The organism is Bacillus cereus group sp. BfR-BA-01331 (assembly GCF_022663915.1).
Lineage (GTDB): Bacteria > Bacillota > Bacilli > Bacillales > Bacillaceae_G > Bacillus_A > Bacillus_A mycoides.
The window spans coordinates 121,633-139,440 of the sequence record NZ_JAKUGJ010000006.1; the positions used below are offsets into that span (position 1 = coordinate 121,633).

Sequence of the window (17,808 nt, forward strand, 5' to 3'; positions counted from 1 at the left end):
AAAGGAGTGAAACGCATTGCGAATTGGAGAGTTATCAAAAGAAACTGGGGTTAGCGAAAGGGCACTAAGACATTATGAAGAGAAGGGATTACTCCCTTCGAAACGCCTAGCAAATGGCTACCGTGATTTTGATGAAAGTGCAATCGAAAAAGTAGAGCTGATTCAAATGTACTTGCAAATCGGCTTAAATTTAGAAGAAACAGAACGAATGCTACGTTGCCTTGAAATCGAGCCACATCTTTACGAAAATCCGTGTAGTAGTATCCTTGCACTTTACGAAGACAAACTTGATGAGGTAACGAAGCAAATCACATTACTTTCCAACATTCAAACGAATTTACAAAAACACGTTTCACTCCTAAAACAAGCAAAAGAAAAGGGATGATTACATGTTTGTTATACATGGCAGTTCAAGACAAAACGGAAATACGGAAGCTTTAACACATATGGTGATTGATGGGATTGAAACAGAACAAATTTACTTGCGTGATCATATCGTCCACCCAATCATAGATCAGCGCCATGATGTAGAAGGATTTCAACCTGTAAATGATGATTACGAGCAGTTAACCAAACGCATGCTAGAGCACGACACGATTATCTTCGCTACACCGCTATACTGGTACGGAATGAGCGGCCACATGAAGAACTTCGTTGATCGCTGGTCACAAAGCTTGCGTGATAAATCTCTTCATTTCAAAGAAAAAATGAAAGGCAAAAAAATGTACGTTGTCATCGTTGGCGGAGACAGTCCAAAACTGAAAGCATTGCCGCTTATCGCCCAGTTTCAATATATCTTTGATTTTGTTGGTTCATCATTTGAAGGGTATATTATTGGGGATGCGAATGGACTAGATGAAATCAAGAACGATGCTGAGGCGCTAGCAAAAGCACAATTGTATAATAATAAATTCAAAAATAGCAACCAGAAATAAGTTTGACAAATCCATTTGTATGCGCATACAATAAAAATAATATTATGAAAGGAAGGTACTTTGACCAATGAAGTTCTAATTCTCTTATTTATTTCATCCATCACAAATAGTGAACAAAAATGATGAAAACTAGCAGAGGATTAGTCTGTCCATTTGTCGATACTTTCTTTCGATACGATCATGTAAAAAATCGTTTATTTATGTACGATTTTTACATTGAAGGGCGACATTTATCCTCTCTAGTGAAACTAGGGAGGTTTTTTTATGACTATTTTAATCGCACGTAATATCGAAAAGGGCTTTGGTGATCGCACCATATTTACGTTACCATCACTAGAAATTAAAGCAAACGATCGTATAGGAATTGTCGGAGTCAACGGAGCTGGAAAATCTACGTTATTACAAATATTAAGTAAAGAAATAGAAGCTGACAAAGGAACAGTAACTCATCATAGTTCTATCGCCATCATTCCACAGCTTAGCGAGGGGATACCGGAAACCGCTTCTTCCCTCGCTAAGGGCAAATGGAATATTTCAAACGTCGCAAATTCAATGAGCGGCGGTGAACGAATGCGCCTAAAGATCGCCCATGCCCTCGAACAAGATGCAGGCATTCTATTTGCTGATGAGCCAACAAGTCACTTAGATATGTTCGGTACAGAGCAATTAGAAAAGGCACTTTTATCTTATAAAGGTGCACTTGTTTTAATATCGCATGATCGTGATCTTTTAGATACCATATGTACAAAAATCATCGAAGTTGAAGACGGTACTATTCACGAATATAAAGGTAATTATTCAAACTATCGAAAGCAAAAAGAACGTGAGCGAATACAAAAGCAGGCAGAATATGATCAATATATACAAGAAAAAAATCGGTTAGAACAGTCAATTTCACAAAGAAAGCAACGTGCTTCTAGCATGACAAAAATCCCAACACGGTTCAGTTCATCTGAATCTAAACTTTATAAGTGCAGCGGGGCTCATGGGCAAGAAAATGTTAGCAAAGTAGCGAAAGCACTAGAAACACGCCTTGAAAAGTTGGAACAGAAAGAAAAACCGAAGGACTTTTCTCAAGCTCAGTTTGACGTACAATATCACACACCAATTCATAGTAAAGCAGTTGTTCAGTTTAATAAAACAACGAAGAAAATAGGGGATCGCACATTATTTAAAAATATGAATGGAACAATTGTCCCTGGGGCAAAGCTTGCTATTTTAGGGGAAAACGGAAGCGGAAAAACAACTTTGTTCAAAATGCTTCTCGCGAACGAGCGTGGCATTCAGCTTTCGAAAAGTTGTAAAATTGGATACTTTGAACAAACATTATCTATTTTAAAAACAGATAAAACAATTTTAGAAAACGTTCTAGAAGAAACAAACTATACAGAATCGTTCGTTCGAACAATACTTGCAAGGCTCCTATTCCGCCGTGAAGATGTTCATAAACCTGTGCACATCTTAAGTGGTGGAGAACGCATGAAGGTTGCACTCGCAAAAGTATTTTTAGGAAACTATAATATGCTTCTGCTCGACGAACCGACAAACTATTTAGACTTGGCAACGCAAGAAGAATTAGAAAGCATGTTACAGGAGTATCCTGGTACAATACTTTTCATTAGCCATGACCGTGCCTTTATTCGTTCTGTTGCAAACCATATTCTACAAGTAGATGAGAGCGAACCAAGAATATTCCACGGCAATTACGAGCAATACACAAAAAGAACCACCCAAGCTTCTGTAAACGTTACTGAACAAGAATTATTACGATTACAAACAAAATTAACAGAAATCATCAGCCGGATTTCTATTCCAAATCAGCATGATGACATCACATTTCTCGAACAAGAATACGAAAAATTATTAGTTCGAATTCGGCAGTGTAAAGAAGCGCTCTAATGTCTTCCCCATATATCGACGGGACCTTCCACATTTCCCAAGAAATATCGAGGCTTCGACATAGAATATCACCCTACCTATCATGTTAGACACAATAACAACAAAAAGCCGTGCACCAGCACGGCTTTTCACTTTATATACGAACAGCAGTCCCACTCACCGCAACCATTAGCATCCCTTCGCGAACTACTTCGTAGTCCACGTCGATACCAACAATGGCGTTCGCATTTTTTTGTCTTGCGAGAGTTTTCATCTCTTCCATTGCAATGTCGCGCGCTTCTTTTAATTTACTTTCGTAGGCGCCTGCGCGACCACCGACAACGTCACGGACAGAAGCGAAAAGGTCACGCACGATATTCGCACCCATGATTGCTTCGCCATTAACGATATCGATATACTCAATAATTTCTTTCCCTTGAATGGTAGAAGTTGTTGTTACAATCATGCTTTATAGCCTCCCATATAAGATTTTCACTTACTTATGGTGCACTAATTCAGCAGAAATTATATTTACGAACTAAACTGCGCCTCATACAATCGGCTGTAACCCTCGCCTCGTTCGATTAGTTCCTCATGTGAACCTTGTTCTGCAATACCGTCTTTATTTACAACGACGATGCGATCTGCATTTTTAATAGTTGCCAGCCTGTGAGCGATAACTAATGTTGTACGACCGACAGATAGTTCTGCAAGTGATTTTTGGATAGCAAGTTCTGTCTCTGTATCTAGCGCAGAAGTTGCTTCATCTAAAATTAAAATTGGCGGGTTCTTCAAGAACATACGGGCAATTGCTAAGCGCTGCTTTTGTCCTCCTGAAAGTTTTACACCACGCTCACCGATAACTGTATCTAAACCATCTGGTTGCGAGTAAATTAAGTCCTCTAGCTGAGCACGTTTTACCGCCTGCCAAATTTCAGATTCTGAAGCTTTTAAGTTTCCGTAAGTGATATTTTCACGAATTGTTCCTGAGAATAAGAAAACATCTTGCTGTACAATTCCGATTTGCTTACGAAGTGACGATAACGTCATCTCTTTAGTGTCAATGCCATCAATTTGAATTGATCCAGATGAGTGTTCATAAAAACGAGGTAATAAACTACATAGTGTTGTTTTCCCTGCCCCTGATGGTCCAACGAAAGCAACTGTTTCACCTGCATGTATTTTCAAACTAATATCGTTTAAAATCGGCTCTTTATTTTCATATCCGAACGTGATGTTATTGTATTGAATATCGCCGTGTACATGTTTAACTTCTATTGCATCTTTAGAATCTACAATATCCGGCTCTGTTTCCAGAAGTTCTACATATCTTTTAAAACCAGCGATCCCTTTCGGATAACTTTCAATAACCGCATTAATTTTTTCAATTGGGCGGAAGAAAATATTCGTTAATAAAACGAATCCAATAAATCCACCGTACGTTAATTCACCTTGCAGAACAAACCATGTACCACATATTAATACAAAGAGTGTTACAAGACGCATCAGCATATAACTAATCGATGAATTTAACGCCATAATTTTATACGCCATTAATTTTGTTGTACGGAAACGAGCATTATTTACAGCAAATTGCTCTTGCTCAAACTTTTCATTTCCGAATGCTTGTACAACGCGGATACCACCTACATTGTTCTCGATACATGCATTGAAATCAGCAACGTCTGAGAATAAACGTCTAAACGTACCTGTCATTTTTTTATTGAAGTAAAGTGCCAACCATAATAAGAACGGGATTACGAAGAATGTTAGAAGTGCTAACTTCCAGTTAATCATCATCATAAATGAAAATGCTCCAACTAAAGTCATAATGGCAATGAATAAATCTTCCGGTCCATGGTGAGCAATTTCCCCAATTTCCATTAAATCGTTTGTAAGACGTGAAATTAAATGACCTGTTTTATTATTATCAAAAAATCTGAATGATAGCTTTTGAATGTGATCAAATAATTTCTGCCTCATATCTGTTTCAATGTTAACCCCAAGCATATGTCCCCAATATGTAACGACATATTGCAAACCTGCATTTAGCACATAAACTATGAACAAACCGAAACAAGCCCATAAAATAAGCGTCCAGTTTTGTCCTGGTAATAACTTATCAATAAATTGATTTACGATAAGCGGGAAACCAAGTTCGAGTAAACCTGCGATAACCGCACAGGAAAAATCGAGTACGAATAAACCTTTGTACGGTTTATAGTAAGAAAAAAATTTACGTAGCATATCTTTCCTCCCTTTTCCAAATTAAAAGACTCTCTAAATGATAACCATTATCAAATAATTATTCAAGTTATCCGTCTATGAAACTAAAAAAGTGAGAAAATCTATAAAAAAGCCTAATCCCTCATTTATATCAATGAGAAATTAGGCTTCATTTATATATATTACTTATCGTATTCAAATAAATGTGCCCACTTATAGCGTGCGATCCTTCTATTTTTTCACAAATACATCTTGTGAACAATTCGAAACTTGTAATACCTTCGACACACCTTTTGCTTTTCTACGTTCTTATCCGTTTATTTCCCACTGTGCAATAAACAGTTTAACTTGTAGATCTAAAGTTATATATTAACCCTCCCTAAAGTTTCCCCACTACATTTGGATTTGGAAATAGCGACGAACAGTTTCTTCAATCTCATGCTTTTCTAGTTTTTCTTTTGTTTTTTCTTTTCCATCAACGATAATTAGCGTGTCTCCTAACAAAGTGATACGCCCATTTTCTGTCACTCTTGAAAGGAAATACATCTTGTTGAACATTGATTCTGGAGCTGTTTCAGTTAAGACACAGATTGGATGAATGTTCAACAAGTTCCATTTATGGGAAGGCTGCTCAAATCGATATAGAATCTCCCATTCACCATCAGTCTTTTTTTGCAAATGATAAAACGATGTTGTTTCATCTTTATTTACTCGGTAAAGGCCATCACTATCTACAACTTCCTCTCCATTCAGCGGAACAGGAATTCGTGGCGAATTACCGCCCATACCTACATCCACCAAGTATTCTTTATTATCAATTGGTACGATTATGAATAAGTGAGCATTTTCAAGAGCCCAAATTCCTTCTCTTACATATACAGTTCCTGCCATAAGATACGGGTCAAAACCTAATTCTTTTAGCAGAAAATAAAATATTCCGTTTAACTCGTAGCACACGCCACCCTGCTTCGCATGAACAATTTTTTGATATAAATCTTCTTCACGCAAAGATAGCGGTTTTCTTGCCAAAATATCAAGATTCTCAAAATGAACGTTGAGTACATGTTGTTTTTGAAGATGAGATAAGTAAGGGAAACTTACCTCTCTTTTTTCAGATTGAATATGTTCTAAATATTTTTGAATATCCAAAAATCATCCACCTCATTTTTTTATTTATATTTCTTTTTATAATGTTTCTTTTCACACTCATATTATAAAATTGATTATTGATAAACAAAAATATAAAATAACTATCATATTAATAACTTTGAGTATATAAGAGAAGGTGAACACATTTTATGGAATTACTGCAGCTCAAGTATTTTAAGACAGTCGCTCGTACGGAACATATAACAAAAGCGGCACAGGAACTTCATATCTCCCAACCAGCTTTAAGTGTTACTATCGCTCGATTAGAAGAAGAATTAGGAGTTCCCTTATTCGATCGAGTCGGGAGGCAAATTCGTCTAAACACTTTCGGAAAAGCTTTTCTCAAGCAAGTAGATACAGCCCTTGAGGCACTGGAAGTAGGTAAACGACAAGTTACAGACATGGCTGGATTAGAACGTGGAAGTGTTTTAATAGCTACTACGACCTTAAATCGAGTATCTGAATTACTAGCACCTTTTCTAGACTTATATCCACATATTAACTTCCGCATAACGCAGGCATCCACAGAAGAATTGAAAGTTCAACTCCTTGAAAAAGGCGAAATCGACTTTTGTCTTACTCCTTCACCTATTGATCGACTAGGAATCTATAGTCTTCCATTAATGACCGAAGAGATTGTACTAGCTGTGCCGAGTACACATCGTCTCAAAAATCGCCACCGTATCAAGCTAAGTGAAGTAGCAGATGATCCGTTCATCTCCCTAAAGCCAGGATACAGCTTCCGTGAAATTACAGACAAGTTCTGCAGGCGGGCTGGGTTTACGCCCAATGTCGTATGTGAAGGGGATGAACCTGCAGCCATCAGCGGCTTAGTACGCACCGGTCTTGGTGTTGCCTTTTTACCAATTGCAGCAAAAAAGGAATTACCCCCACTGACGCTTCTCCATATTGAAGAGCCCGTTTGCCATTGGACGCCTCATTTAGTGTGGAATGAAAAACACTATTTATCACTTGCTGCACAAACGTTTCGCGAGTTTGTTGTACAACATTATGCTCAAGTAAAACCGTAAATTGTAACAAAAAAGAAGAGTCTGTATAACTACAATGTTATACAGACTCTTCTTTCATTTCATTTTAATGATTATATAGCTTCCGAATCCCACTCGTGCTCTTGCTGAACAAATACAACACCTAATTCATGATGTCCCCCGGCGTATAATGCCGTTTGAGCAAGGCGAAGCTCTCCATTTGTATCTACTACTTCTAATTTACAAAACGCTCCTGTCGTCTTCGTTTGAAGCGCGTCATAAAACTCTTCGGTACTTCTTGGAATGATTCCATTTACTTTCGTAATAACTTCTCCAGGCTTTAAATTCATCTCTGCCCCAATTGTATTAGGAATTGTATCTAACACAACAAGTCCATCATTACGTGCGGCAAAGTATGCTGGTCTTTTCTCGTCTGCAATTTTCTCTTGCATCGAGATTGTAAAGCGTCCAAGCATTGCGACTCCCATCGCGATAATTGCGAATACGTGCCACCAGTAACTTGCGATACCTAAAACGAGTACGAGCCCCGCTAAACCATAGACACGTCTTCCTGTAAATAATAAAGCTTCCGTCGGCTCATAACTTCTAATCTTTCTCATAAATCCAATTAAAAATGGAACGAGGAATAAAGAGTATGTAGTCGAACCTATTGCAACGACAGGCCACCAAGAAATAAATCCTGTCACCGCGTCTCCTGGTATAAGAATAAATACTGGTACAAGCCATAAACGATTGGATTCATGTAGTCCAATTCGTAGCCCACGCTTACCTTTGTTAATTTTCGGCGTAGAATAACGAACTGCATTTTTAGAGATTAATAAACCCTCTACAACGAGCATAACGCCTAGTAAAATAGCAAGGGATACAATTGTACCCTCTTCACCTTCTCCAAGCTGTAAGAAAGAAACTGGCATCTTAGACGATAACAACACGAGTGCAATCGCGATTCCGAAAGTATAAGCTACAGATAAATATCGATACATAGCAGTTAATCCGAATAATAACGTCCAAAGTAAAATTGCCCATAAACTCGCTTTTGAAACAACAAGCCCAAGCCCAATCGTAATAATAGATACGATTAATCCGTACCCAATACCTGCAAATAGAGTTGTTCGTAGTTCAAACCAAATATCATATACTTTAAAAGAAAAATCTTTTCGTTCTCGTAATATACGTAAGTATCCAACGAAGATACTACTAATTAAAAATACATAGACAGCAGGGTGTAAGAAAAAACGTCCAACTGCTCGTAGTATTTCAAAAATCCATGCCTCCACGAATTCATTCACCACCATTTATATCATTCTTTCTTTTTATTTTATCATATTTAACACATAAAAAAATACAGGCATCCAAGTGCCTGTATTCTTTCTTATTTCGCTATTAATTTCAATGCCGTCTGTAATTGTAAATCGTTTTCTCCAGAACGGATTTTTTCAATAATTTTATTTTGAATTACTTCAGCTGTCTTTTTATCAAGTTGCCCTGTTGCTTCCATCTCATTCGCATTTTGGAATGCTTTTAGTGCTGATTCTGTCTCTTTGCTAAAGTATCCATCTTCACGTCCTGGTACATATCCTAAACTCTTAAGCATTTCTTGCGCGTGTTTTACTTGTACATCATTTGAATTGTATGAAAGTGTCTTTTCAATTTGAATTGGTGTCGCATGATAATAATCTGGTTGCTTCACTTCTACAGTTGGCGCGATTCCTTTTTTATGAATCCAATTGCCATCTGGTGTTAACCATTTAAACATTGTTAATTTAATATTGCTGCCATCTTTAAATGGAACAGCCTGTTGAACAGTACCTTTACCAAACGTTTTTTCACCAATTAAATCGTATCCTTCTCCTTCTTTTAGCGCACCAGCTAAAATCTCTGAAGCAGAAGCACTTCCGTTATCAATTAATACTGAAATTGGATATGGCTTTCTCTCTTTCAGTTCCGTAGAGAATTTCTTCTTCTCACCATTTCGCTGTTCTACTTGTAGCATTGGCTTTTTATCTGTCATGATGTCTCCTAGTATATCTTCTACACTATTTAAATAACCGCCAGGATTACCACGCACGTCAATAACTAAGCCTTTTATGTTTTTCTTCTCTAGCTCTTTTAACTGATCCTTAAATTCTTTCGCAGTATTTTCAGCGAAAGAAGTAATTTGCATATAACCGATATCTTTTCCGCTATCTTGCTTTACGGAACTAAATACAGTGAAAATCGGAATCTTTTCACGCTTAATTTTAAATTCTATCGGATCAGCCACTCCTGCGCGCTTAATTTCAATTGCAACAGTCGTTCCTTTTTTACCACGAATTTTTAATACTGCTTCTTCACGTGATAAATCTTTCACACTATTTCCATCTACAGATAAAATTTGGTCATTCGGTTTAATCCCTATCTTTTCTGCTGGTGAACCTTTAATTGGCGATACGATAATAAGCTTACCGTCCGTCTTGTTCACTTCAGCTCCAATCCCTTCAAGTTCAGGATCCAGTGACTGACTAAACTGTTTTGCCGTTTCTTTATCCATATACGTGGAATAAGGGTCCTTCAGCGTAGACAACATTCCCTGTATCGCACCTTCGACTAATTTGTCGTCTTTCACGTCTTCCACATAACGTGAATCAATTAGTGCATACGCCTCATTAATTTTTACCAAATTTCCTTGCGCTGTGCCAGCATTACCATTCGATACTGTTTGTGTTACATACGCTGGGTTTATCCCAAACCAGTACATACCACCAAACATCCCGCCAGCACCAATTAAAAATGCAACAACCATTCCAATAATTGCAACTCTACGTTTCAATGCGGAATTCCCCTTTCCAGAACACACAGGTGGTGTAGCAAAAGGCATCACACGATGTGTGATGCCTTTACCTATTTCTACTATATGATAAGCTTGTACGAATTATGTTTGCAACTTTTTATACTTTTAAGAAGCGACGAATTGACATTACACTTCCCCACATACCGATTAATGCACCGATTAACATTAATAAACCAGCTAATTGGAATACGAATGGGTTGTATGGTAAAAGCTCGAAAATTGTTCCGCCAAGTTTTTCATTAAACACACCTTGCAACGAATTATACATAACTAAAATTAGGCCAATTGGAATAATTGATCCTAATACTCCTAGGAATAATCCCTCTAACAAGAACGGCCAACGAATAAACCAGTTTGTTGCACCAACAAGTTTCATAATTTCAATCTCAGTACTACGAGCATAAATTGTAATTTTAATTGTGTTAGAGATTAAGAACATCGCCGTGAATAGAAGACCCGCAATTAACGCAATCCCGATGTTACGACCAGTTTTTACAGTATCAAATAATTTTTCAACTTGACCTTTACCGTATTGAACATTACTTACAAACTGCATTTTCTCAATCTTTTTCGCAATTGTTGCCGTATCTGTTGGTTCTTTCGCCTTTACAACAAATACGTTTTTCAGTGGGTTATCTTGCTCAAATAACTCGAACGTTTTTCCACTATCGCCTAAGCTTTTAATTAAACGTTTCAACTCTTCTTCTTTAGAAGAATATTTAATAGAATCTACTTTCGCAATTTTACTCATATCTTCTTCTAATTTCTTTTGATCAGCTTCTTTTGCTGCTGGATCAACATGCACACGAATTTCTACATCTTGCTCTACTTTCGTCGCAAAATGGTTCATATTCATAATCGCTGTCAAAAAGACACCTACAAGTAATAATGTAACTGTTACTGCACTTACAGAAGCAAATGTCATCCATCCGTTACGGGATAGATTTTTCACACCTTCTCGCAAATGTCGACTAAGGGTTTTAGCCTTCATATCCGTATCCTCCCTCAATCTCGTCTCGAACAATTCTTCCGCCTTCAATTGCAATTACACGATGACGAATTGTATTTACGATATCTGCGTTATGTGTCGCCATAACAATCGTTGTACCACGCTCATTAATACGTTTAAAAATCTTCATAATATCAAGAGCTGTTTCAATATCTAAGTTACCTGTTGGCTCATCGGCAATTACAACCTTTGGCTTATTTACAATCGCTCTTGCAATCGCCACACGTTGTTGCTCTCCGCCCGAAAGCTCATTTGGAAGTGCATCGGCACGCTCTTCAAGACCAACAAGACCTAACACTTCTGTAACGCGCTCACGAATCGCTTCCTTCTCTTCTTCAATTACTTCTAAAGCAAACGCAACATTCTCATATACCGTTAATTTAGGTAGCAATTTAAAATCTTGGAAAATTACGCCTAATTGACGACGGAAATACGGAACATCTCTTTCTGCTAATGTTTCAATTACAAGTCCATTTACATTAATTGATCCTGTAGATGGCTTCTCTTCACGATACATCATTTTAATAAATGTAGATTTTCCGGCTCCACTCGGTCCAACTACGTATACGAATTCACCTTGTTTAATGTTAACTGTGAGACCAGCAATGGCTTTCATACCATTTGGGTACTCCTTATAAACATTCGTCATTTTTATCATTATTTATCACCCAATACTTAATGATTTTTTTCGAAATACTTTTCTGTACATTTGAAAATAAAAGAACAACCTTTATTTTCGCTCGACCATTCTTGTTGAAGGTAGCTTCCATACATGCTCTTTATTAGCAACGCTACTCTATGTAATATATTTCATCAAAATTCTACAAACCCCATTGTAACATCAATCGGTTTCCAATTCGGATACAGTTTTGTTACAGTTCTGTTACATCCCAAGAAAAGGTAAACGAGCTCATGTAATTACTTAACCCGAAGCACTTTTCGGTCAAGTTATACAATCAGCTCGTTTATTAATTACGTTTCTTATTTATGCTCCGCTAACCATTCAGCTACTTTTTTTGCGTCTTCACCTTGAATAAGTCCAGGTGACATTGAGCCGCGACCTTTTTTAATAATTTCTTCGATATCTGCAGCGTCATACTTACTGCCTACTTTTCTTAAATCAGGTCCAGTTGCTCCTGATAAATCTTTAGCGTGACAACCTATACAACTTTTTTGGTAAATTTGCTCTGCGCTATCTGTGCTTGCAGATTGTTTTGATGGTTTACTCTCTTCTTTATTTCCACATGCTCCTAAAGCAAAAACGACTGATGTCCCCAGCGTAATAGCCAACAATTTCTTTTTCACTTCTATCGCTCCCCATTGTTGATATTCTTTTCATTCATAACTAGGCAATAGTTTTCATAACACATTCAATATTCATTATAAGCATTATCTTTATATAGAAAAACTAAGGTGTATTTCATATTTTTTACAAATATAGTGAGAAGCCTAATGAAATAAGCTTTCATAAATTGTTTCAATTCTGTGAACACCTTAGAAAGTTCTATAAAGAGCCTTTTTCTCCAATCAAAACTGAGAAATTCTATATAAAGTCCTACTCTATTACCACTTTGTTTTACTATTCTCTACCTTTTACAAAACAATATACGGCATTGTATTCTACATATAATCTCATCAAAAAGAGAAGTTGTCGTTTCCAACTTCTCTTCCTCTTTATTTCATCAATATAAATAAGATAAGCCTCTTTATATCCTCTTGGACCTCAACATGTGCCAACAATTCTGTTGGCTTTTTCTCTTATTAAATACGAGAACGTAAATACGCATCAATAAACGGATTAATTTCTCCATCCATAACTGCTTGTACGTTACCAACTTCTGTATTTGTACGATGGTCTTTCACAAGAGAATACGGGTGGAATACGTAAGAACGGATTTGGCTTCCCCATCCAATTTCTTTTTGCTCTCCGCGAATCTCATCTAATTGTGCTTGTTGTTCTTCTAATTTCTTTTGATATAATTTCGCTTTTAGCATTTTCATCGCATGCTCACGGTTTTTAATTTGAGAACGCTCTGACTGACATGTTACAACCGTGTTTGTTGGTAGATGAGTTATACGAACTGCTGAATCTGTCGTATTAACGTGCTGTCCACCTGCACCACTTGCACGATACGTATCTATTTTCAAATCTTCTGTACGCACTTCAATTTCAACTTCATCATTGAATTCAGGTACAACTTCACAAGATACGAACGATGTATGACGACGACCTGAAGAATCGAACGGTGAAATACGTACAAGACGATGTACACCTTTCTCCGCTTTCAAGTAACCGTAAGCGTTATGACCTTTAATTAATAATGTAACACTCTTAATACCAGCTTCATCGCCCGGTAAGTAGTCAACCGTTTCTACTTTAAACCTACGTTTTTCAGCCCAGCGCGTGTACATACGTAATAACATAGAACCCCAGTCTTGTGACTCTGTTCCACCTGCACCTGGGTGTAATTCTAAAATAGCGTTATTTTTATCATAAGGATCGCTTAATAGTAACTGCAGCTCGTACTCATTCATTTCTTGAATTAAAGTTTTCACTTCAGATTCTAGTTCCTCATGTAAATCTTCATCATACTCTTCTTTAAGTAAGTCATGCGTCATTTCTAAGTTTTCGAACGTCTCATCTAACTGACGGAACCTTCCAACCATATCTTTCAGCGCATTCGCTTCATTAATTACAGCTTGTGCGCCTTGTTGGTCATCCCAAAATCCTGCGCCCATCATCGTTTCTTCTAATTCTGCAATTTGTTTTTCCTTAGTAGGAAGGTCAAAGAGACCCCCTAAAAGCCGCTAATCTCTTAGCCATTTTTTCTAATTCTTGCCTAATTTCTACTAATTCCATTTCCTTCACCTCTATGTAATTGCTGTTACTTTCATATGAAAACAAGGGAAACTCTCTCCGCTTATTACGGAGAGAGTTTAATCCTTTTCATTATACATTTTTGATGTAAAAATTTGCAAAGCAGTCTAAACTACAGTTTCTTATTACTGCCCAATGCCACAACAGTTTTTATATTTCTTGCCACTACCACATTTACATAAATCGTTGCGTCCCATTTGGTCACCTTTTACAACCGGTTTTTTCTTCGCGTCTTCGCCATCGCTTGATGGATGAACAGCTTCACCTTGAACAACTTCTTGACGCTCTAAGTTTTGCTCAATTTCAGCTTTCATAATGTAACGAGAGATTTCCTCTTCAATAGAAGCGATCATCGACTCGAACATTGCGAATCCTTCCATTTGGTATTCACGAAGTGGATCGATTTGTCCGTAAGCACGTAAATGAATACCTTCACGAAGATGATCCATTGCATCGATATGATCTGTCCATTTCGTATCTACAACACGGAATACAACAACCTTTTCGAATTCACGCGTCTGCTCTTCAGGTAGAAGCTTCTCTCTTTCATTATAACGCTCTAACAATTTCGCGATAATTGATTCGCTCATTTCTTCTGGAGCAAGGCGACGTAACTCTTCTTCTTTTACATCTCCTTCTTCAAGAAGGTTTGTATTTAAGTAATCGACAAGACCTTTAATGCTCCAATCTTCTTCGATTTCTTCTTGCGTATGAAGTGCAACAGCACGTTCTATCGTAGATTTCATCATACCTTCAATAATACTGCGTAAGTTCTCTGAATCCATTACTTCTTGACGCTGTTTATAAATTACTTCACGTTGTTGACGAAGTACATCGTCGTATTGCAATAGTTGCTTACGTGCATCATAGTTATTTCCTTCCACACGTTTTTGTGCAGATTCTACAGCACGAGAAACCATTTTACTTTCGATTGGCTGTGAATCATCCATACCAAGACGATCCATCATCGCTTTCATATTGTCAGAACCGAAGCGGCGCATTAGTTCATCTTCCATTGATAAGTAGAACTGTGTTACACCAGGGTCCCCTTGACGACCAGAACGACCACGTAACTGATTATCAATACGACGGCTTTCGTGACGCTCTGTACCGATAACTGCTAAACCGACGTTTCTAATATCGTCGCCTAACTTAATATCCGTACCACGACCAGCCATATTCGTCGCAATTGTTACAGCGCCTTTCATACCAGCTTCTGCAATGATATCAGCTTCACGCGCATGGTTTTTTGCATTTAAGATATTATGACGTACACCTTTACGTGTTAACATTTTTGAAATAAGCTCTGACGTTTCAATTGCAACTGTACCAACAAGAATAGGTTGCCCTTGCTTATGACGATTTACAATATCCTCAACAACTGCATTGAATTTACCTTCCATTGATTTGAAGATTAAATCAGCACGATCATCACGAATAATATCTTTATTCGTTGGAATTACGATAACATTCATATTGTAAATACTACGGAATTCTTCTTCTTCCGTTTTCGCTGTACCAGTCATACCAGATAATTTTTCGTACATACGGAAGTAGTTTTGGAACGTAATTGTTGCAAGCGTCATACTTTCATTTTGAATTTCTACGCCTTCTTTTGCTTCAATAGCTTGATGTAAACCTTCGCTATAACGACGACCTTTCATAAGACGGCCAGTGAATTGGTCTACGATTACGATTTCGCCTTCTTGTACAACATAATCTGTATCAAGGTGCATAACAACATGTGCACGAAGCGCCTGATTAATATGGTGAAGAAGTGCTACATGTTTTAAATCGAATAAGTTATCGATATGGAAAGCTTTCTCAGCTTTCGTAATACCATCTTCTGTTAACATTACATTTTTCGTTTTCACATCAAATGAATATTCTTTTTCATTTTCTAATGTACGAACGAATGCATTTGCAAACATGTATAGCTCTGCTGATTTTTGAGCTTGTCCCGAAATAATAAGCGGCGTACGTGCTTCATCGACTAAAATAGAATCGACTTCATCGATGATAGCAAAATTAAGTGGACGCTGAACGCACTGCTCTCTATATAACACCATGTTGTCACGTAAGTAATCGAACCCGAGCTCGTTATTTGTGCTATACGTAATATCAGCAGCATAAGCAGCTTGTTTCTCTTCACGTGACATACTATTTAAGTTAATCCCTACAGTTAAGCCAAGGAACTCATGAAGTTGTCCCATTTCGCTCGCATCACGTTGCGCTAAGTATTCATTGACTGTAACAACGTGAACACCTTTTCCTGTTAATGCGTTTAAATATACAGGTAAAGTAGATGTTAACGTTTTACCTTCACCTGTTTTCATCTCAGAGATATTTCCTTCATGTAAGGCGATACCACCCATTAGCTGCACGCCATATGGACGCATTCCAAGAACACGATTCGCTGCTTCACGAACAACCGCAAAAGCTTCAGGAAGTAGATCATCTACTGTCTCACCTTTTGTCAGACGTTCTTTAAATTCAATCGTCTTTCCTTTTAATTGTTCATCAGTTAGCGGCTTAATAGATGATTCTAATGCATCAATTTGCTCCACTGTCTTCTGCATACGTTTAATTTGGCGTTGGTTGACATCAAATACCTTTTTTAAAATACCGATCATAGGAAATACGCTCCTCTTTTATTAAAATAAAACTTCCGATTGCTTTTTTTTTCTCTTTACAATCAGTCGTTATAAAAATCAAATTTATGTTATGCCAATTTTTCTCCTAATTAAAAAACTAAAATGTATAAACCTAATGATAATTGTAACACTTGTCTTATAACTATGACAACAATCGTCCAAATGTCGAGCCATAGATTCAGAAAAAGTTTTTATTTTATTTTATTTTTTCCAACAAACTACTATCTCTTCGTTACAAATTTTGTATTAAATCTAAGTAGTATTCTTTCAAGTTCTCTTTTAAAGAAGATGGCTCAATTATTTTTATAGTTTTACCAAAACTAGCTAGATATGAAATGATAAAGTTGATTTCAGCAGGCTCATAAGTTCCTATTAAATATGTATCTTCACATTCTTCCCATAATTTCATCGAAGGATATTGTTGTTGCTTGAATATCTCTATCCCCCTCGCAGTAATTGAGCATTTAAATTGAATAGCTTGTTCAGTTGCCTTCCAAAGACTATGTGCGTTATGTATATTTATATTTTCCAAATCCAGACTATCCTGAGCATCTACCATTTCTAACGACCTAATACGATCACAGCGAAACACTCGATAAGTCGCTTTATCTAAATCGTAAGCCTGACAATACCAATAACCTTTCATTGCATAAATCGAAATCGGCTGAATACGGCGCATTGTCGTTTGTTTCGGCGTTACATAGTTTATAGTTAAAGCCCTATTTTGAACAGCAGCTAACAAAATCTCTTCTAGATAACCACATTCATGTGCTTGTTCCAAATGAAAAAAGGATACTCTTTTTTGCAAGTTTTCAATTTGCTCACGCTGTTTTGACGAAACACTATCTAAAAATTTCTTATTAATGGAACGAAACGAGATTTGAAAAGGAATACTTACAAAACTACTTAGTGCCTGCATTGCAAAATAAAGTGCAAAAACTTCATGATTTGTAAATGAAATCGGTGGTAATGTCATCGTTTTTATTAAACGATACCCTCCATACCGACCATACTCTGCAAAAAGAGGTACACCCATTTCCTCTAATGATGCAATATCACGTAAAGCTGTCCTTTTTGAAATTTGAAATTCATCCATTAAATCTTTCAATGTGAATATTTGTTTTTGATTAATAAAACGTAGCATCTGATTTAAACGCTCAACTTTTTTCATAAACTCTCCCTATAGGTGCCACATATTGGCACCTTATATTTGTATAGTAATAAGTGTAAACATATATG

The 17,808-nt window shown here is 37.0% G+C and carries 15 protein-coding genes; 4 read left to right on the plus strand and 11 right to left on the minus strand.

The genetic code is table 11. The annotated features are described in order from the left end of the window. Positions 1 to 16 precede the first annotated feature (16 nt). From MR155_RS13410 to abc-f, 3 genes are all read left to right on the plus strand, one after another. Positions 17 to 385 (plus strand): MerR family transcriptional regulator, encoded by a 369-nt coding sequence (locus MR155_RS13410; RefSeq protein ID WP_002016114.1) that lies wholly within the window; start codon positions 17 to 19, stop codon positions 383 to 385. 4 nt (positions 386 to 389) lie between these two features. Further along, complete coding sequence (locus MR155_RS13415) at positions 390 to 935, plus strand: flavodoxin family protein (protein ID WP_242310147.1); 546 nt, start codon at positions 390 to 392, stop codon at positions 933 to 935. Positions 936 to 1,199: 264 nt separating this feature from the next. After that, a complete protein-coding gene (gene abc-f / locus MR155_RS13420) occupies positions 1,200 to 2,834 on the plus strand; it encodes a ribosomal protection-like ABC-F family protein (protein ID WP_242310150.1) in 1,635 nt (544 codons plus the stop codon). Between the two features lie 133 nt (positions 2,835 to 2,967). On the opposite strand, the gene MR155_RS13425 is transcribed toward abc-f, so the two are convergent. The 3 genes from MR155_RS13425 to MR155_RS13435 all read right to left on the minus strand — a co-directional run bounded on the left by MR155_RS13425 (position 2,968) and on the right by MR155_RS13435 (position 6,188). Further along, positions 2,968 to 3,279, minus strand: a complete 312-nt coding sequence (locus MR155_RS13425; protein WP_002068307.1) for a heavy metal-binding domain-containing protein — start codon at positions 3,277 to 3,279, stop codon at positions 2,968 to 2,970. Between the two features lie 65 nt (positions 3,280 to 3,344). Further along, positions 3,345 to 5,060, minus strand: coding sequence for an ABC transporter ATP-binding protein (locus tag MR155_RS13430; protein WP_219300924.1), 1,716 nt, complete (start codon positions 5,058 to 5,060; stop codon positions 3,345 to 3,347). 372 nt (positions 5,061 to 5,432) lie between these two features. After that, positions 5,433 to 6,188, minus strand: coding sequence for an arylamine N-acetyltransferase family protein (locus MR155_RS13435; RefSeq protein ID WP_107887213.1), 756 nt, complete (start codon positions 6,186 to 6,188; stop codon positions 5,433 to 5,435). A 149-nt stretch (positions 6,189 to 6,337) separates the two neighbouring features. On the opposite strand from MR155_RS13435, the gene MR155_RS13440 reads away from it, so the two are divergent. Next, positions 6,338 to 7,219 (plus strand): LysR family transcriptional regulator, encoded by an 882-nt coding sequence (locus tag MR155_RS13440; RefSeq protein WP_242310152.1) that lies wholly within the window; start codon positions 6,338 to 6,340, stop codon positions 7,217 to 7,219. A gap of 71 nt (positions 7,220 to 7,290) precedes the next feature. Here the strand turns inward: MR155_RS13440 and MR155_RS13445 are convergent, their stop codons facing one another. The 8 genes from MR155_RS13445 to MR155_RS13480 form a co-directional block, all read right to left on the minus strand. Continuing rightward, a complete protein-coding gene (locus tag MR155_RS13445; protein WP_242310154.1) occupies positions 7,291 to 8,475 on the minus strand; it encodes a PDZ domain-containing protein in 1,185 nt (394 codons plus the stop codon). Between the two features lie 95 nt (positions 8,476 to 8,570). Continuing rightward, the gene (locus MR155_RS13450; protein WP_444992483.1) at positions 8,571 to 10,007 is read right to left on the minus strand and encodes a S41 family peptidase; all 1,437 of its coding nucleotides are present in this window, start codon (positions 10,005 to 10,007) and stop codon (positions 8,571 to 8,573) included. Positions 10,008 to 10,125: 118 nt separating this feature from the next. Then, positions 10,126 to 11,019, minus strand: a complete 894-nt coding sequence (ftsX, locus tag MR155_RS13455) for a permease-like cell division protein FtsX (RefSeq protein WP_002089596.1) — start codon at positions 11,017 to 11,019, stop codon at positions 10,126 to 10,128. Continuing rightward, entirely contained in the window at positions 11,009 to 11,695 is a 687-nt protein-coding gene (ftsE, locus tag MR155_RS13460; protein ID WP_002016128.1) for a cell division ATP-binding protein FtsE, read from the minus strand. Before ftsE ends, ftsX begins: the two co-directional genes overlap by 11 nt. Before the next feature lie 323 nt (positions 11,696 to 12,018). Continuing rightward, on the minus strand, positions 12,019 to 12,342 hold the full coding sequence (cccB, locus tag MR155_RS13465) for a cytochrome c551 (RefSeq protein ID WP_002089600.1): 324 nt from the start codon (positions 12,340 to 12,342) through the stop codon (positions 12,019 to 12,021). A gap of 456 nt (positions 12,343 to 12,798) precedes the next feature. After that, a protein-coding gene (gene prfB, locus MR155_RS13470; protein WP_100248371.1) for a peptide chain release factor 2 occupies positions 12,799 to 13,897 on the minus strand; the annotation gives its coding sequence in 2 pieces (ribosomal slippage) (positions 12,799 to 13,824 and positions 13,826 to 13,897; 1,098 coding nt in all). Positions 13,898 to 14,040: 143 nt separating this feature from the next. After that, positions 14,041 to 16,548, minus strand: coding sequence for a preprotein translocase subunit SecA (gene secA / locus MR155_RS13475; protein WP_002034761.1), 2,508 nt, complete (start codon positions 16,546 to 16,548; stop codon positions 14,041 to 14,043). A gap of 253 nt (positions 16,549 to 16,801) precedes the next feature. Next, complete coding sequence (locus tag MR155_RS13480) at positions 16,802 to 17,740, minus strand: helix-turn-helix transcriptional regulator (protein WP_085312788.1); 939 nt, start codon at positions 17,738 to 17,740, stop codon at positions 16,802 to 16,804. Positions 17,741 to 17,808 lie beyond the last annotated feature (68 nt).

Coding starts and splice junctions, on each gene's coding strand:
- ftsX (WP_002089596.1), bottom strand. CDS start 11,019: ATGAAGGCTAAAACCCTTAGTCGACATTTGCGAGAAGGTGTGAAAAAT.
- MR155_RS13415 (WP_242310147.1), top strand. CDS start 390: ATGTTTGTTATACATGGCAGTTCAAGACAAAACGGAAATACGGAAGCT.
- MR155_RS13480 (WP_085312788.1), bottom strand. CDS start 17,740: ATGAAAAAAGTTGAGCGTTTAAATCAGATGCTACGTTTTATTAATCAA.
- secA (WP_002034761.1), bottom strand. CDS start 16,548: ATGATCGGTATTTTAAAAAAGGTATTTGATGTCAACCAACGCCAAATT.
- MR155_RS13440 (WP_242310152.1), top strand. CDS start 6,338: ATGGAATTACTGCAGCTCAAGTATTTTAAGACAGTCGCTCGTACGGAA.
- MR155_RS13430 (WP_219300924.1), bottom strand. CDS start 5,060: ATGCTACGTAAATTTTTTTCTTACTATAAACCGTACAAAGGTTTATTC.
- MR155_RS13425 (WP_002068307.1), bottom strand. CDS start 3,279: ATGATTGTAACAACAACTTCTACCATTCAAGGGAAAGAAATTATTGAG.
- ftsE (WP_002016128.1), bottom strand. CDS start 11,695: ATGATAAAAATGACGAATGTTTATAAGGAGTACCCAAATGGTATGAAA.
- abc-f (WP_242310150.1), top strand. CDS start 1,200: ATGACTATTTTAATCGCACGTAATATCGAAAAGGGCTTTGGTGATCGC.